This window comes from Pseudarthrobacter raffinosi (genome assembly GCF_023913735.1).
Taxonomy (GTDB): domain Bacteria; phylum Actinomycetota; class Actinomycetes; order Actinomycetales; family Micrococcaceae; genus Arthrobacter; species Arthrobacter raffinosi.
In genome coordinates this window covers 141,315-158,069 of record NZ_JAMXBH010000006.1, presented here as the reverse complement: position 1 = coordinate 158,069, position 16,755 = coordinate 141,315, and the positions used below count along the sequence as shown (strand labels likewise).

Annotated in this window: 11 protein-coding genes; 3 read left to right on the top strand and 8 right to left on the bottom strand. The window is 67.3% G+C overall.

What is annotated here, in order from left to right:
* Window positions 1-10: 10 nt before the first annotated feature.
* The gene (locus NG698_RS07315; RefSeq protein ID WP_374209925.1) at window positions 11-1,204 is read right to left on the bottom strand and encodes a YlbL family protein; all 1,194 of its coding nucleotides are present in this window, start codon (window positions 1,202-1,204) and stop codon (window positions 11-13) included.
* A 131-nt stretch (window positions 1,205-1,335) separates the two neighbouring features.
* Here NG698_RS07315 and NG698_RS07310 point away from each other — a divergent pair, with 131 nt between their 5' ends.
* Together NG698_RS07310 and NG698_RS07305 are read left to right on the top strand one after the other, a co-directional pair.
* Window positions 1,336-2,754: a zinc-dependent metalloprotease gene (locus NG698_RS07310; RefSeq protein ID WP_252598260.1), complete on the top strand. Its 1,419-nt coding sequence runs from the start codon at window positions 1,336-1,338 to the stop codon at window positions 2,752-2,754.
* Window positions 2,755-2,813: 59 nt separating this feature from the next.
* Window positions 2,814-3,209 (top strand): dihydrofolate reductase family protein, encoded by a 396-nt coding sequence (locus NG698_RS07305; protein WP_252609032.1) that lies wholly within the window; start codon window positions 2,814-2,816, stop codon window positions 3,207-3,209.
* 39 nt (window positions 3,210-3,248) lie between these two features.
* Here NG698_RS07305 and NG698_RS07300 read toward each other — a convergent pair whose 3' ends face one another.
* The 4 genes from NG698_RS07300 to nudC form a co-directional block, all read right to left on the bottom strand.
* A complete protein-coding gene (locus NG698_RS07300) occupies window positions 3,249-3,872 on the bottom strand; it encodes a dihydrofolate reductase family protein (RefSeq protein WP_252609031.1) in 624 nt (207 codons plus the stop codon).
* 133 nt (window positions 3,873-4,005) lie between these two features.
* A complete protein-coding gene (locus tag NG698_RS07295) occupies window positions 4,006-4,617 on the bottom strand; it encodes a M48 metallopeptidase family protein (protein ID WP_252598262.1) in 612 nt (203 codons plus the stop codon).
* Window positions 4,614-6,749: an ATP-dependent DNA helicase UvrD2 gene (locus NG698_RS07290; protein ID WP_056343866.1), complete on the bottom strand. Its 2,136-nt coding sequence runs from the start codon at window positions 6,747-6,749 to the stop codon at window positions 4,614-4,616. The genes NG698_RS07295 and NG698_RS07290 overlap by 4 nt, the downstream gene beginning before the upstream one ends.
* 68 nt (window positions 6,750-6,817) lie before the next feature.
* Complete coding sequence (gene nudC, locus NG698_RS07285) at window positions 6,818-7,840, bottom strand: NAD(+) diphosphatase (protein WP_252609029.1); 1,023 nt, start codon at window positions 7,838-7,840, stop codon at window positions 6,818-6,820.
* A gap of 168 nt (window positions 7,841-8,008) precedes the next feature.
* Here nudC and NG698_RS07280 point away from each other — a divergent pair, with 168 nt between their 5' ends.
* Entirely contained in the window at window positions 8,009-9,253 is a 1,245-nt protein-coding gene (locus tag NG698_RS07280) for a macrolide 2'-phosphotransferase (RefSeq protein WP_252609027.1), read from the top strand.
* A 38-nt stretch (window positions 9,254-9,291) separates the two neighbouring features.
* On the opposite strand, the gene NG698_RS07275 is transcribed toward NG698_RS07280, so the two are convergent.
* From NG698_RS07275 to NG698_RS07265, 3 genes are read right to left on the bottom strand one after another with little or no spacing between them, the layout of a single operon-like run.
* Window positions 9,292-12,852: an ATP-dependent helicase gene (locus tag NG698_RS07275; RefSeq protein ID WP_252609025.1), complete on the bottom strand. Its 3,561-nt coding sequence runs from the start codon at window positions 12,850-12,852 to the stop codon at window positions 9,292-9,294.
* Window positions 12,849-16,304, bottom strand: a complete 3,456-nt coding sequence (locus tag NG698_RS07270; protein ID WP_374210087.1) for an ATP-dependent helicase — start codon at window positions 16,302-16,304, stop codon at window positions 12,849-12,851. The genes NG698_RS07275 and NG698_RS07270 overlap by 4 nt, the downstream gene beginning before the upstream one ends.
* Window positions 16,301-16,717: an MGMT family protein gene (locus NG698_RS07265; RefSeq protein WP_252598266.1), complete on the bottom strand. Its 417-nt coding sequence runs from the start codon at window positions 16,715-16,717 to the stop codon at window positions 16,301-16,303. The genes NG698_RS07270 and NG698_RS07265 overlap by 4 nt, the downstream gene beginning before the upstream one ends.
* Window positions 16,718-16,755 lie beyond the last annotated feature (38 nt).

The following is a 16,755-nucleotide window of genomic DNA, read 5'->3' as shown; positions in this document are numbered from 1 at the left end:
TGGCCTCAGTCTAGTTGCTGGCGCAGACCGGCAAAGCGCCCGTGTCCTGCCCGGATCCGGCGAGTTCGACGGCGCGACGCGCGTCTGCGATGTTCTCCACTTTGAGCACCTGCAGTCCCTCCGGCACATGGCCCACAACATCGTCGCAGTTTTCTGCCGGGGCAAGGAATACGGTGGCTCCCCCGGCACGCGCGCCCAGCATCTTCTGCCGGATGCCGCCGATGGGACCTACGGTGCCGTCGGGGGTGATGGTCCCCGTTCCGGCGACATGTTTGCCGCCAGTCAGGTCCCCCGGCGTCACGGTGTCGATAATGCCCAGCGAAAACATCAGCCCGGCACTGGGTCCGCCAACCTTGTCCAGTGAAATCTTCACGTCGAACGGAAACGTGAACAGGTACTTGAGCATGACTCCGAGAATGTAGCGGCCTGCACCGTTGTTCATGGGGGTGATGGTCTGTGTGACGGATTCCCCTGCGCGCTGCACCACCAGGGTGGCCGGCGCCCCCTGGCCGGCGGCCAGTTCCTCCTGCACCACGGCGAGCGATGTGATGGGTATGCCGTTGATCGATCCGAAGATGTCGCCGTTTTCAACCTTGCCGGCGGACGGCGAACCATCGGGCAGCCCCGCGGCCTGGAGCTGCTGGCCGAAGGGAATGTCGAGCTCCTTGAGTGCTGACGCCACCGCATTCTCCTGCGACGACGTCATGGCCACGGAGCTCTGCTCGTCAGCCTCCTCCTTTGTGGTGCCGCTGGGGTAAAGCATCTCCACCGGGTGAACGGACTTGGACCCGTCCAGCCAGGCGGTGAAGGCACCCAGGACGCTCACCGGGCCGTTGGGGCCGCCGTCGACATAAACGGTGGTTAGATCCAGATTGCCGTTCGCCGGGTAGGTTTCGTGGCCCGTGACGCTGATGACAGCGCTGCCCTGGCTCTGGCCCAGAGTGTTGAAGGTGGGTCCGGGTGATTCCACAACATAAGGCACCGGGACAGTGACGGCCGCGATCCCCAGACCCAGCGCCAGGACGCCGGAAAGCATCATCACGGACACCCGCCGGTCCCCCGGCGCGGAGTTGCGGGGGGCAAACTCCCCGGTTGGCAGGGCGCCGGCCGCACCCGTTCCGGGTGCTGGGGCACCCGCTGTAGCGCCGGCGTCGAACTCTGGAGCGTGGTCCTCATGCGGATGATCGCCGCGGGTTGTAGTCACGGAATCAACACTACGCGGTGCCGCCCCCGGCCAGCTCTTTGCCTACAGCGAACGTGACGCCTGTCCGGCAGACAGCCGCCCCTGCCCGGGGTACCGTGAAGTGAACAGTCACACCGACGATCGGCGGGATCATGACCTCCAACCCACTCAATCCGTCCAACGGCGACGATACGCCGAAGGATCCGTTGACCGAGATGCTGCAGAACCTGATGGGCGGCAAGGGCATGGAAAACTTCGACCCCGCCGAACTCGCAAAGGCAGCCGGCCTGCCGAACGACCCCAATCTCCTGGCCCAGATGTTCTCCCAGGTCCAGGCCATGATGAGCGCCCCTTCCGAAGGGCCCGTCAACTGGCAGCTCGCGCACGAGAACGCCCGCCGGGTTGCCGCCAGCAGCGCCGACCCGTCCGTCACAGCCCTGCAGACCCGCGAAGTCGACGAGGCCCTGCGGCTTGCCGAACTGTGGCTTGATCCCGTGACCGACCTTCCTGCCACCGGCCTGATCGGCCGTGCGTGGTCGCGTGCCGAGTGGGTGGAAGCCACCCTTGGAACATGGAAGCGGCTGACCGAGCCCGTAGCCAACAGCATCGCCAACGCGCTCTCCAGCGCCATGACCGAACAGATGCCCGAAGAGATGAAGTCCATGATGGGCGGGGCCTCTTCCATGCTGCAGAACATGGGCGGCGCGATCTTTGGGATGCAGCTGGGGCAGGCGATCGGTGCCCTGTCCGCCGAGGTTGTCAGCTCCACGGACATCGGTGTTCCCCTGGCTGACCTGGAAATGGCGCTCCTGCCGGCCAACGTGTCCAAGTTCGGCGAGGGCCTGGGCCTGCCGGAGAACGACATCCGGCTGTTCCTGGCCGTCCGCGAGGCAGCCCATGCGCGGCTGTTTGTCCAGGTACCCTGGCTGCGCGGCCACCTGCTCGGCGCCATCGAGGCCTACGCCCGCGGCATCCATATCGACACTTCCAGGATTGAAGAGCTGGCCCGCGACCTGGACCCCAGCAACCCTGAAGGCATCCAGGAAGCGCTGTCCCAGGGAGTCTTTATGCCGCAGCGGACCCCTGCCCAGGAGCAGGCGCTTGAAAAACTTGAGACGGCCCTGGCCCTCGTTGAAGGCTGGGTGGACGAGCTCACCGCTTCGGCCACGGAGAAACTGCTGCCCTCCGCCGGTGCGCTCCGGGAAACAGTCCGGCGACGCCGTGCCACCGGCGGTCCGGCGGAACACGCTTTCTCTTCCCTGGTGGGACTCGAACTGCGTCCCCGCCGCCTGCGCGAGGCTGCCACGCTGTGGGCCACGCTGAAGGACGAACGGGGCATTGCCGGACGCGATGCCATCTGGCAGCACCCGGACCTCCTCCCCACCGCCGAGGACCTCGATGACCCGCAGGGGTTCAGTGGCCGCCGCCAGCTGGCCGAGGCCAGCGACAGCGAAGTGGACGACGCCCTACAGAAGCTGCTGAGCGGCGGCTTCGACGACGCGCCGCAGGATGATTCCGACGCCGGCGACGGGGAACAGCCCACCGGCGACGGTGAGCAGCCCAAGGGTTAACCAGACTGCAAGGTACGGCGGCGGCCCTACCGCTTGTCGCCGCCGCTGGAGGTACTCGGATGCGCTGGCCCACTGCCGATCAGGATCCGGACCTCTCGGCGCCCATGGTCGAGTTCGCCGGGGTCTGGCGCGAGATGCCCAAGTTCGTCTTTTCACGCACCCTCACGCAGGCCGACTGGAATACCACGGTGATTCACGATGTCGTGCCTGAACAGATCGCGGAACTGAAGGCGCAGCCCGGCGGCGACATCGTCCTGAGTGGCGCCAACTTGGCCTCCACCTTCATGCGGCACGGCCTGATCGACGAATTCCAAATCCTCGTCCATCCCGTGGTCCTCGGGCAGGGCCGGCCGCTGTTCGAGGCCCCTGACGTCCGGATGGACCTCAGGCTCGAAGGGACACGGACGTTCGGCAATGGCGTGGTACAGCTGAATTATTCGAGCGACGGCGCCTAGCGTGTGTTGCGGCGCAATGTCGTGGAATGCAGCTTCAGCCTAACCTTCCTGGTCGCTGGCAGACATATCGCCGACCCCAGGGGTGCCATCGGCGAGCGCGTAGCGCTGCAGCACTGCACCCTTCGGTGAGGCGACGACCGGCTCGATGAGTCTGAGGTTCGTCGGAACCACCCCGTCGGCGAAAACCTTCTTTCCACCGCCGAGGAGGATCGGATACACCCAGAGCGTGAGCCGGTCAAAGAGCCGCTCGGCGAACAGGGTCTGCACGAAGTCGAGACTGCCAATGACGTGGATGTTCGCGTGCCGGTCGCGCAGTTCGCGCACGGCAGCGACGACATCAGGACCCAGCAGTGTTGAGTCGGCCCACTCGAGGACCGGCGACTGGCGCGAGGCCACGTATTTCGGGAGGCGGTTGAACAGCCGCGCAATTCCCCCGTCCGCGTGCGGCCAGTACGCGGCGAAGATGTCGTAGGTCCGTCGCCCAAGCAGCAGCGCGTCCATCCCCACCATCCCGGAGTCGACCTGCTCGCCGACGACTTCATCTAGGAGGGGCGCCTGCCAGCCGCCAAACGCGAAGCCGCCGTCAGCATCCTCGTCCGGCCCGCCGGGCGCCTGCGCGACGCCGTCGAGCGTGGTGAACAGGTCGATATGGATGAGTCCCATGCCGTGCTCTTTTCCCTGTTGCCCGTCGTCGCCCCGGCGACGGGATCACTTTCGAGGCTGACACATGATCCCCCTGCGAAGCAACCATTCCCCGGCTCGACCCGATCATTAGGCGACGGCTAGGAGAGACGCTCTAGTCGGCGTCGCCCGGCTCTGAATCAGTGCTGCCCGCGGTCAGGCCCCGGGACGTGGCGAACGAGACGCCTTCCAGGAACGCCTTGGCCCGCATCGTCTCGGGGTAAGCCTCCAACAGCTTCCAGAACGCGGCATTGTGCCCGGCCACCAGCAGGTGCGCGAGCTCATGCAGCAGGACATAGTCGATGACCCACGGCGGCATGGGCCGGAGCTTGTCGGAGAGCCGGATGGATCCTTCCGACGGTGTTGCGGAGCCCCAGCGCGAGTTCTGGTTGCTGACCCAGCGGACCGACGTCGGGACTGCCCTGCCGCCGAAGTACCGGGCCGAAAGGGCTGCGGCGTGGGCGGCCAGGGCAGTGTCAGTGGCCGGCTGTTTGCTTCCTTTGCGGGAGCGCCGCTCCCCCTGGCGGTGCAGCTTCTCCAGCATGCGGTGCACCCATTCAGACTCCTGCGCGGCGGTGAACCGGGCCGGAATGGCCACCACTGCCGTCCCGTTCTCCCAGAAGGCAGCCACTGTCCTGGTCCGGCGGGCCGACCGCCGCACCTCAACCGGTGATCCGTCCGCCGTGGTGACGGGGAGGGTGTCCTGTCCTGCCGGCCGGCGGGTCACAGGGTGGTGCTTTCGACGAGCACCCGCAGCACGTCTTCGCCGTAGCGTTCCAGCTTGGACGGACCCACGCCGGCCAGTGCCGCCAGTTCCTCCAGCGTGGACGGTTTGGCCTCTGCGATGGCCGTCAGCGTGGCATCTGTGAAGACGACAAATGCTGGCACTTCGGCCGCCAGCGCAATTTCCTTCCGCCATTGCCGAAGGGCATCAAATGTCTGTTCTTCGTAGCTGGGAGGACAGTCGTTGCAGCGGCCCACCTTGCGTTCGGCGCCGCTGGCCAGCATGCTCCCGCAGACCCTGCAGGTGGCGGGGGCCGCCGATTTCCGGCGCGGCGCCGGCCCTTTTCCGCGGGCGCTGGAGCTGGCCACCGAGTTGGGCCGGAGCCCGTCGAGGAAGCGTGAGGGTTTGCGGTTGGCCCGGCCGCCCGGTGTCCGTGCCGTGGACCAGGACAGAGACAGGTGCTCGCGGGCGCGGGTGATGCCCACGTAGAGCAGGCGGCGCTCCTCATCCACGGATTCGGGTGTGTCCGCGAAGGAAATGGGCATCAGGCCTTCGCAGAGTCCCACCAGGAACACGGCGTCCCATTCGAGGCCCTTCGCGGCGTGCAGCGATGCAAGCGTCACGCCCTGGACAGTGGGAGCGTGCTGCGCCAGCGACCGTTCCTGGAGTTCATTAACAAAGTCACTGAGACTGAACTGCTCGCCGCGGACGTGGACCAGCTCGTCCGCGAGCGCCACCAGCGCTGCCAGGGACTCCCAGCGTTCGCGCAGCGCGCCGCCGTTGTGGGGCGGGGCGTCCGTGTAGCCGAGCGAGGCCACGATATCGCGGACCAGCTGGCCGAGCGGTTCCGGCGTCGCCGTTTCAGCGACGGCCCTGGTTGCCGCGCGCAGCTGAAGAATGGCGTCGCGCACTTCCTTGCGGGCAAAGAACCGCTCACCACCGCGCAGCTGGTAACTGATGCCGGCCGCCGCGAGCGCCTGTTCGTAGGCCTGGGACTGCCCGTTGGTGCGGAAAAGGACAGCCACCTGGCTGGCGGGAGTGCCGGCGTCGAGCAATTCCTGGATCTTGATGGCGACCGTGGCGGCTTCGGCTTCATCGTCGGAGCACTCGGTGAACTGTGGGACAGGCCCCGCCGGCCGCTGCGCCACCAGCTGCAGCGGAGCCGCCCAGGCAGCATCGGCCACCGGCCCGCCGCCACGCCGCGCGGCCAGGAGATCGTTGGCCAGCTTGACCACCTGCGGCGTGGAACGGTAATCCCGGATCAGTTTCACCACATTGGCCTCAGGGTACTGGGCCTTGAATCCCAGCAGGTGTTTGGGCGAAGCGCCGGTAAACGAGTAGATCGTCTGGCTCGCATCGCCCACAACGCACAGCTCGTCCCGCCCGCCCAGCCACAGCTCCAGGAGGCGCTGCTGCAGCGGCGAAACGTCCTGGTACTCGTCCACCACAAAATGCCGGTACTGCTCACGAACGGTGGCCGCGACTTTCTGGTCCTCCTGCAGGATCCCCACCGTGATCAGGAGTACGTCCTCAAAATCAATGACGTTGCGGTCCGTCTTGACATCCTCATAGGACTGGAAGACCCGGGCGACGGCGGTGAGGTCGAACCCGCCGGGCGTTCCCCTGCCCTGTGCGTTCTCCAGGTAGTTGGCCGGGGTCAGCATGGAGACCTTGGCCCACTCAATTTCGGAGGCGAGGTCCCGGATGGACGCGCGGTCAGTGCTGAGCCGCAGGCGGCGGGACGCTTCGGCGATCATCTGGGCCTTGTGGTCCAGCAGGTTGGGCAGCGTGCCGCCGACCGCCTGCGGCCAGAAAAACTGCAGCTGCCGCAAGGCGGCGGCGTGGAAGGTGCGCGCCTGGACATTGCCCACGCCGAGATCCCGCAGCCTGCTGCGCATTTCCGCGGCGGCCCGGGCCGTGAACGTCACGGCGAGGAGCCGCTGGGGACTGTACACCCCTGAGTGCACGCCATACGCAATCCGGTGCGTAATGGCCCTGGTCTTGCCGGTGCCGGCACCGGCAAGGACGCACAGCGGCCCGTTCAGGGTGCTGGCGACCTCGCGCTGTTCAGCGTCAAGTCCCCCAAGGATTCGTTCCTCAAGGGACTCTGCACTGTCAAAATTCTCTGTGGTCACTTCTGCTGCTCTGTTGTCGCGACTGCCACGTGCTGGCGTCTGGCCAATGGTGATGCCTGTTCCGGGTGTCAGGTGTCCGTGCGGTCCATGATCCGGCCGCCATACCAGTGCTCAATCAGCGAGCGTGCAATGGACAGCCGGCTGGAGATGGTGATTTCGCCGGTGAGCACGGCATCCTGGAGTTCCTCCCGGCTGAACCAGCGCGCACGGGTTACCTCCACGCCGTCGGGCTTTGCCACGGCGTCTTCGGTGATGGCGGTAAATCCAAGCATAAGGGAGGCCGGGAAAGGCCATGACTGCGAGCCCAAGTACTGGCAGCCCGTGACCCGGACGCCCACTTCCTCGTGGATTTCCCTGACGACAGCCTGTTCCAGGGATTCGCCTGGTTCAACGAATCCGGCCAGCGTGGAGTAATTCTTCGCGTCAACCGGCCCGCCGCCACCGAGCAGCAGCCGTCCGTCCGGCCCCACCACCGTGACGATGATGGCCGGATCCGTCCGGGGGTAGTGTTCCGAGCTGTCCTGGGGGCAGCGGCGGACCCAGCCGCCGGCCTCCACGGCAGTGCGGGCCCCGCACCGGGGGCAATGCGTATGGCCGGCATGCCAGTTGGCGATGGCGCTGGCCTCGACGAACAACGCCGTATCAGTGGGGTTCAGGACGGCGGCGATGTCGCGGAAGCCGGCCCACTGCGCGCCGGCCGGGATTCCGGCAGTGCCGGGCTCGGCAGGTTCAGGAAGGACAACAAGGACCACTTCGGTGCCGGCGGCAAGATCCGAGCCGTCCAGCGCGGCGCCAAGATAGATGACCTGTTCCGGGGCTGAGCCACGGTCCCGCAGGTCAGCCAGCAACTGGGCGGCTGCGGGCAGCAGAAGCTGGTTGCCCTGCACCAGGGCCTGCCGCCCGGCAAGGACCACTGCCCGGGTGTGTTCGCTGTCCAGCAATTCCTCAACCATGCCTGGCCGGACACGGTATGCGGAGCCGCGGTCCACCGCGGCAGGGAGAACCGGCAGTACGGTATCGAACAGGTGGTTGGCCGGCAGCTGGGCTGCCTGCGGCTGGTAGGCCGGTATAGCGGACTCCGCATGACTCATGTGTCCACCGTACTGATTCGGACTGACAATTTACATTCGGCGGGGACATTCGGCAGGACAGGTGGTGTGGACGTCCGGACCGGGTGCGGAAGCCGACTTTTGCAGCATATCTGGAGACTCGCCGCCGCACATCGTTGTCTTGGACGCCACTCAATCTACCGTGGAACGGTGAGAAGAAAACCGATCGAACTGGCAGCCGTAGCAACCGCGGCAGTCCCCGGGCTGACCCCAACCGCCGTTAGCTCCGCTGCGGACGATCCCGCGGATTTTGACTCCGCGCTGCTGCTGGATTCCGAAGACAAACAGTGGCGGGTCAGGTCCCCGCGGCATGCGGAAGCAAGCGCCAGGCTCGAGACGGAGTTCCTCGTCCTCCGGGCATTCGTACCGGCCATCCGGGCCGAGCTGCCCTTCCTGATGCCCACGGTTGCCGGCAGCGTCCGGCTTGGTAACCTCAGCACCTTTGTGTACTCCCATCTGGCCGGGAGCACCCAAAGTGTGGAAGAACTCACCGCGGGTCCGGCCGCGCTCGCCCGGGAAATCGGGACAGCGCTCGCGGCCATCCATGATCTTCCGCACTCCCTGGTCAGCAATGCCGACCTGCCCAGCTACACGCCCAACGAATTCCGCCAGCGCCGGCTCAACGAGCTCGACCAGGCGGCCACAACCGGAAAAATCCCGGCGTCGCTGTTGCTCCGCTGGGAACATGCCCTTGAAGACGTCTCACTGTGGCGGTTCAACCCGTGCGTTGTCCACGGGGACCTCCATGAGGACAACCTGCTCGTGGAAAGCAGCCGCGTCACGGCCGTTACGGGCTGGACGGACCTGCGGATCGGGGATCCCGCCGACGACTTCGCCTGGCTGGTTGCCTCGAACGAACAGGATTTCGTGGACGCAGTTCTTGCCAGCTACACCGGCAGCCGCCGCGACTCCCCGGACCAGCACCTGCTCCGGCGAGCTGCCCTGTCTGCCGAGTTCGCGTTGGCGCAATACCTGGTCAAGGCCATCGCTGCCAGCGACGCGGGTATGGTTGCCGAAGCCGAAGGCATGCTGGAAACCCTCGCGGCCGACGTCGAAGAGCACGGCGGCCAGGCCATCAGTGTCGAGCCGCTGCCAGCCCCGGCTGCCCTGGCCGACGACGCCGCCCAGTCCCCCGCAGCCCAGTCCCACGCGGTGGGTGTGGCCGCTGCTCCGGCGGTGACCGTCGTCCCCGTGCCCGTCCCGTCGGTGGAGCCTGTTCCGGTGGTGCCCGCAGTGGAAGTCAGCCCTATCCCGGCTGAGCACCTCCCGGCCGACGAAGCACCGGCGGACGAAGACTCTGCAGACGAGTCACCGGCGGACAAGCCGTCAGTGCGCCCGTCCGCCGAGGACACGTCCACCGCGGCCATCAGCATCGTCGACGTCAGGAAGCACTGACACCCGGGAACGCTTCCTGAGGTCAGCCTGCGCTGACCTCAGGAAGCACTGACGTCGAGGGCGGTGGCCACGATCTGTTCAAGCTCCTCAGCGGAGCCCAGATCGTGCGGGCGCACGACTTGGTTGTCCGCAACGTAGAAGAAGGCGGCCCTGACGTCCTCCACTGCCACGCCCTTGAGCCGGGCCCAGGCCAGCCTGTACGCGGCGAGCTGCACCGATTTGGCCCGCAGCTGGGCGGCAGAGGGCCGGCGGCCGGTTTTCCAGTCCACGAGGTCCCACCTCCCGTCCGCGTCCTGGAAGACGGCGTCGATGCGCCCGCGCACCACGACGTCTCCCACCCGCGTTTCCACCGGAACTTCGACAAAAGCCGGTGACCTGTCGGCCCATTCCGAGGCTTTGAAGGTGGCCACCATGGTGTCGAGGTCGTAGGCGGCATCAATGTGGTCGTCGGATCCGGGGGCCTCGCCGAGATCCAGCATTCCGGCTGCGCCGAAGTACTCTTCAACCCAGGCGTGGAATGCCGTTCCCTTTCTCGCCAACATCCCGGGCTCACGCGGTACAGGCCTTCGCAGCCTGCCCACTACCCCCGCCGGGTCCTCTCCAAGATCCACCAGCGTGGACGCCGAGATGTGGCCGGGCAAATGAACGTCCTGCCCGGAGGCGCGCCTGGACCGCCGTTCCAGCAGCAAGGCAGCTTCCCTGGCCCAGCCCGCCGCAGTGCCCCGGATCCTTGGCCCGGACTCATTGGCGGATGCAGGCTCAAGGACCGGCACAGAGTCCTCGGGCTCCAACGCGGCCCGGACGCGTGCCGCGGCGCCCTCCATGGCCAGCCGCCTGCCGGGAACAACCCGCAGGCGCTCCCCGGTCCGCGCATCCACGGGACCTTCGAGGGGGTCATAGGGCCATCCGGCCACCTCCGTTTCGGTAGTCAACGGGCTCTTTTCAGGCAGGGAGGCTTCGTCCACTGACGCCGGGTGCACTATGGCGGGACAGATTTCCGCGGCGTCCACCGGGGCCGTGTTGGGGCCGGAGCCGACAAGCTGTTCCAGTTCAGCGAGGAAAGGTGACATCTCAGCACGGCCTGCCCTGGAGCCCACCCATGCCGCGCTGGAGACCCAGAGGACGTGCTTTGCCCTGGTGTAGGCCACATATGCCAGGCGGCGTTCCTCGCCCTCACCATGGACCTGGACGGCTGATTTGAAGTCCTTCTCGGCGTCCAGCCAGCCCTTCTGGTCCGGCTGGTCGGTATCCCATTGGGGCAGGTCCGAACGGTCCCCCCGCAGCGGCCACGGCAGGGCCGCCGCGCCGCTGCTCCAGCGCGAGTCCTTGTTGCTGGGGAAGGCGCCGGCGTTGAGGCCCGGTACAAAGACGACGTCCCATTCCAGGCCCTTTGACGCATGGACGGTCAGCAGTTGCACAGCCTCGCGGTTGATATCCGACGGCGGAGCTTCGAGGCCGTTTTCCTCGGCCGCGGCAGCTTCCAGCCAGGCAAGGAAGGCGAGGATGTCCACTCGGTGCGAGGTCCGCAGGAAGCCGGCCGCCGCGTCCTGGAAGGCGTCCAGGTTTCGGCGGGCCTGGTGGATGCTGGTCCCCGGGCGTGCTGCCACTTCGATATCGAGCAACATAACGCGTTCCACTTCGCCGAGCAGAGTGGTGAGGTCGTCCCCGAGGTAGCCGCGCAGCTGCCTGAGCTCCGCCGAAAGCCTGCCGAGGCGGTCGCGGGCCACTTCGGTCAGCGACCGACCGTGGGAAGAGGTCCAATCTTCGCGTGGCAGCCAGTCCAGCGCTTCAACCAGGCTGGCACCGTCCGTCAGGTCGCTTTCGATGACGGCCTCGTCGGACGCGTCAGCGGGCCCGTCCTCCGGCGTGGCCGCGCCTGCGGGGCGGCCACGCCGGCGTGCGAGGTGGCTGGACCAGTCTCGGAAGGCCATCAGGTCTGCCGGCCCGATCCGCCAACGGGCGCCGGCCAGGAGGCGCATCAGGGAGTCCGAGCGTCCGGGATCGGCAAGCACCCGGAGCGTGGCCACCAGATCAACGATTTCGGGAGTGTCGAGCAGTCCGCCGAGCCCCACGATTTCGTAGGCAATCCCCCGCGCCTCGAACTCCCGCCGGATGGTTTCCATCTGGGCCCGCCGCCGGCACAGGACAGCCAGTGCCGGCGGCACCGGTGTGCCGTCGGCCTCACGTTCAAAGTCCGTGACCCGGTACTTTATGACGTCCTCGGCAAGGGCGGCCGCTTCGTCGAGGTCTGTGCCGAAGCGGCCCAGTACCACCCGTCCCTCCACCGCGAAGGGACTGGGCTGCAGGGGCGGCACATTCGCCGCCCCCGTAGCCGTGCCCACCGGGATAGTGCCTTCCGCGGCGGTGCCCGCCGGGGTACTGCCTGCCGAGCTGCCCTCAGCGGCGCTGCCGGCAGTGGCCTTCTGCGCCTCGGCGCGCCCTAAGGCCTCTGACATGATGTTGGCGGCGGACAGGATGGCCCGGCCGTTGCGCCACGCCGTTGTGAGGTACGACGTAGGGGCCAGCGTGAAACGTCCCGGCCCGTCGTCCCCGTCCACGCGGACAGGGAATTCACGGACAAAGTGGAAGAGCTGACCTGCCGAAGCACCCCGGAAGCCGTATATCGACTGGTTGGGGTCCCCCACGGCGGTGACCGCGTGGCCCGCGCCGAAAAGCCGCGAAAACAGGACCAACTGCGCATACGACGTGTCCTGGAACTCGTCGAGGAGCACCACTTTGTAGCGCTGGCGTTCCATGTCCGCAGCAAGGGGGATTTCCGTGGCCACACGGGCCGCGAGTGCCACCAGGTCGCCGAAGTCCAATGCCCCGCGTGACTTCTTGGCGGCGGCGTAGCGGCCCACCATGTCAGCCACGCTTGCCCTGGTGCGCAGCATCGCGGCCAGTTCACCGGCTGCCTGGGGGGCGTTCTTGTTCGCCCCGGCCACGTAGGGACGTTCTTCAAACTCAGCGAGTCGCGCCAGAAGCCAGGCCTCGACGTCGGCCGGTTCCTGCAGGTGCTCTGCGCACTCCCCCGCCAGCTGGATGACTGCCTTGACCAGTGTGGACTTGGCTGCCTTGAAGTGGCTGTACTCGCCGTCGAACGCTTCCACTACTTCGCTGGCGAGCTGCCAGGCTTGGGCTCCGCCGAGCAGCACAACGTCGCGTTCCACGCCCAGCCGCAACCCGTAGTCAGAAACGATGCCACTCGCAAATGAGTGGTAGGTGGACACCTTGGGCTCCAGGGCGTCGCTGCTGAGTAGCCCCTCGGGGAACAGTTCGTGCTGAGTGTCCTGGGCAGCGACGCGCTGCAGTGCCGCCAGCTTGGACCGGATCCGCGTGGCCAGCTCGCCTGCTGCCTTCCTGGTGAAAGTTACGCCCAGGACTTCCTCAGGCCTGACCCAGCCGTTGGCAACGAGCCAGACGACGCGGTCGGCCATGGTGGCGGTCTTGCCGGAACCCGCCCCGGCGATCACCAGCCGGGGAGCCAAGGGTGAGGAAATGATGGCCGACTGTTCGGGGGTCGGCGTGTTCTTTTCACCCAACAGCATGGACAGCTGCTCCGGGCTGAACAGGGGCTCTGGAACCTGGGGCTGGCTCATTCGGTGACCTGCTTTCCGCGGACACAGAGTGGACAGACCTCAGGGAGCCTGCAGCCGTGCCCCCCATGGCTGCTCTTTGCCGGGTCATGCCTGGCTTCGAAGCTGCTGCCGGACATTACCGCGGCCGCATCGGTGACCATGTCCAGCGCCCAGTTATCCTGGGCCTCCAAGGGTTCCTGTTGCTGGACGCCGGGACTTTTGGTAGTTGTTCCGAGCTGCGCCAGTACTGCGCCGCCCGGCACGAGTGAGCCCGGCGCTGGTGAGTCCGGCACTGGTGCACCGGGTTCTGCTGCGCTGAATTCTGCTGCGCCAGGCAGTCCGTGTACGTCCGTGAAACCGCCGGCCAGGACCGCCGCCTGGTAGGCCCCCAGCTGCGGATGGCGGGACAGCTCTGCCTTGCCAGGCTGCCTTTTGCCCGTCTTGAGGTCCACAATGACCAGCCTTCCTTCGGCGTCGATCTCCAGCCGGTCAACCTGGCCGCGGAGCACGGCGGCGCGGGGAAGGTCGGTCCCGCCAGCCAAATCTCCGACGGACTCGGCATCGTCCTGCCCGGCGTCCGCCGGCGGAACATCGGGCAGCCGGACCTCAAAGTCCTGCTCGACGCCCAGCAGGCTCCGGCCCTCGCTCCGCATCACCAGGACGTACTGGGCGAGCTTGCGCACCATTGTTTCGGCACGCTGGAAGTCGAGTTTGCCTTCCCAGTTGTCCTTCATCCCCAGGGTTGGCCACCGGCGGATGAGTTCGGCGACGTATTCGCCCCCGGAGGCTTCCGGCAGGTCCTGCGCGATGGCGTGCACCAGGGTGCCCAGGCTCCGGGCGAAGTCCGTGGCGGCTTCTCCGCCGGCCGCCTGCATAAACCAGTCGAGCGGTGATTTCTGCACGGATTCCACCTTCGAGGGCGAGACGTAAACCGTCCCTCCGGGCGGGACAACCGGTTCCGATGTCGTCAAAGGGGGCAGGCCCCACCAGCTGTCCGGATGCGCTCCCGGGACCGCCGGTTCCGCGGCGGCAAGTCCGGCCAGGACCCTGGCGGCCTCGGCGGCTTCGGGCTCATACTTTCCATCCAGCTGCGCGTATTGCCGCAGCTCGGCCACCAGGGCACGCAGCGTCATGGGCCGTTCCACCGGCGTGAACCCCCTGCCCTCGGCGCCCGGCTCAAGCGGCGCCACATAGTCGAGGAAGGACGACGGCTGGTCGTCCTCAGACGAAACAGCGGTGCAGATCAGCATCTCGCAGGCCCTGGAAACGGCCGTGGAGAAGCTCCGGAGTTCGTCGTAGCGGATTTCCCGCAGCCGGCTCAGCGGGTCCAGCTGCAATGCATAGCTGACCCCATGCTCGACGGCGTCAGCGTACAGGCTGCTGCCCAGCAGCTCACCGCGGAGCCGGGTATTGGGCCAGACGCCTTCCTGCAGCCCCGCCACAATCACCACCGGCCACTGCCGCCCGGCAGCACTGGCCGGGGTCATCAGCTCGACGGCGTCGTCCACCTGGGCCCGCGCGGCCAGGGTATCCATCGGCAGCTCCTGGTTCAGGAGGTACTCGAGGAACTGCTCCGGCCCGGCGCCCGGCATCTGGTCCACGTAGCGCTCGGCTGTATGGAAGAGCGCCATCATGGCATCAAGGTCCCGGTCGGCGCGGGCTCCATGGGAACCGCCGATGAGGGCGGATTCGGTCCACGCATTGGCCAGTCCGGTGGAATGCCACAGGGCCCAGAGCACGGTCTCGGCATTGGCGCCGGGCGCGGCGGCGGCGCTCCGCCCTGCCTGGATCATGCGTGCGGTCCGGCGCGCGGAACGGCCTTCCAGGCCCAGCGTCCCCAGGGCGCCGGGTTCCGATAATGCTTCAACCAGCAGGGCGTCGCTGGTCCGTCCGCCGCCGCCCAGCAGCTCTTCCCGCCTGAGCGACTGGCGTAGCCGGCGCAGTTCAATGGACGTAGCGCCCCCGATGCGCGACGTCAGCAGGGCGACGGCGGCTTCCGGAGTCAGCAGTTCAGGATCCAGCGCAATGGCGTAGGCGTCCAACAGCGGGCGTACGGCCACTTCATCTCGGACCGCGGACTCGGCTACCGGAACGCGCACCGGGATCCCCTGGCCCGTGAGGTAGCGCTGCAGCTCACTGAGCTGTCCGCCGTTTCGTACAATCACGGCGATCTCTGCCAGGTCGCGGCCATGGTTGACGTGCTGGTCCAGGATGCGCTGCGCAACGTACCGCAGTTCGTGGACCGGGGACGGCACCAGGTGTGCTTCCACCGTGCCGGCGGGCTGAGTTTGGGGTTCGACGACGGCGTTGGGCCCGTGCGCGGTTCCGGCCAGGGGTTCGGGCTGCTCGAGCCGTCTGGCAAGCTGGCCGCCCGCACGCTGCGAGATCCTGCCCGCGACGCCGAGCCAGGCCGCCGCGATGGCGGGGGCGTGCCGATGGGTGTGCCACAGCGGCCGCTCGACGACCCCGGCGTCCGCAGAAAGCAGGCGCGGCAGCTCCGCGACCAAGTCGGGCCTGGCCCCGCGGAAGCCCTGCACAACGGTGTCCGGGGAGTAGGCGACATAGCAGTCCTTGCCGGCGGCGATATCGGCGAGCAGTTCGAACACGGCAGGGTTCGCCTCCTGCACATCGTCCACCAGCACCAGCTGGAGGCGGTCCCGTTCCGCGGCCAGGAAGTCAGGCGCGTCCTGGAAGATCTGCCGGGCCGTAGTGATGATGCCGGCGGGGTCGAAGGCCTCGGGCATTCGCATATCCAGGACATCCCGGTACTCGGTGTACAGCGCCGCGGCGGCGATCCAATCGGGCCGACCGCACTGGTGGCCCAGCTCCTCCAGGTCGCCGGCGGTCCGGCCGGATTCGATGATCCGGTCGAAGAGTTGGCGTACCTCGTGCCGAAAACCCCGCGTCTCCAGTGCCGCTTCCAGGTCGGCAGGCCACGGAAGTTCCAAGCCCGGCATCCGGTGGCCCTCCAGGAGTTCGCGGATGATGAGGTCCTGTTCCGGGCCTGACAGGAGGCGCGGCGCGCGGGGAAGCGGAAGGATTCCCTCAGCCTTGGCCCGGCGGATCAGGTCAAACGCATAGGCTGCCCAGGTCCGGGCCGGTGTGGTGCTCAGGCTCCTGTCCAGCCGTGCGGTGAAGCGGTCGCGGAGTGAGTCGGCGGCGAGGCGTCCGGGTGCCAGGATGAGGATCCGCTCGGGGTCCACGCCGTCCTGCAGGGCCCCACGGACGGCGGCTTCGATCAGGACCGTTGATTTTCCGGTTCCGGGTGCGCCGGGAACCAGGACAGGCCCCGAGCCGTGGGGCACGTCGACGGCGTCGCGCTGGTCCGCAGACAACGCCGGCACGTCCGCGTGCAGCTGCCGCGGCGGGAGAAGCCGGAGGCCCGTTCCGCCGGATCGTCCGGCCGCGGACGCGGGCCTCGCTGACGTGCGTGCGGACTCGGCGGTATCAACATCGGGGATTGTTACGGTCACACAGACATTTCATCATCAGCCACCGACAATCTATGCAGCCGCCGCTCCAGCTGCTCCGCAATAGCGTCAATCCGGTCGAAGTCATCCTCGCCCGGGGCCCAGCGTACTGCCATCAGGTCTACCCGCCATTTGCCTTCGCCGGTACGCAGGAAGGCATCGTGGTTGCCGAGCAGCGGCGTCCCCTCCTGCAGGTAGTGGCGGAGGGCTTCGGCCTCGTGGCCTTCCGGACCCTGGCCGCTTGCCTTCAGGATGCGCCACCACGCGACGTCGCTGCCGTAGTGGCTCATGGCGTGGCCCACCTGCCGCGGACCGCCGGATCCCAGCAGCTCGGCCACATCGCCGTAGGCCAGTGCGGTGCCGGGTGGAACCAGCTCGACCAGCGCGAGCACCGCCTCAATGTACTCAGTCCGCATACATCAAGGTTAGCGGCAGTGGCGCTGCACGATCCTGT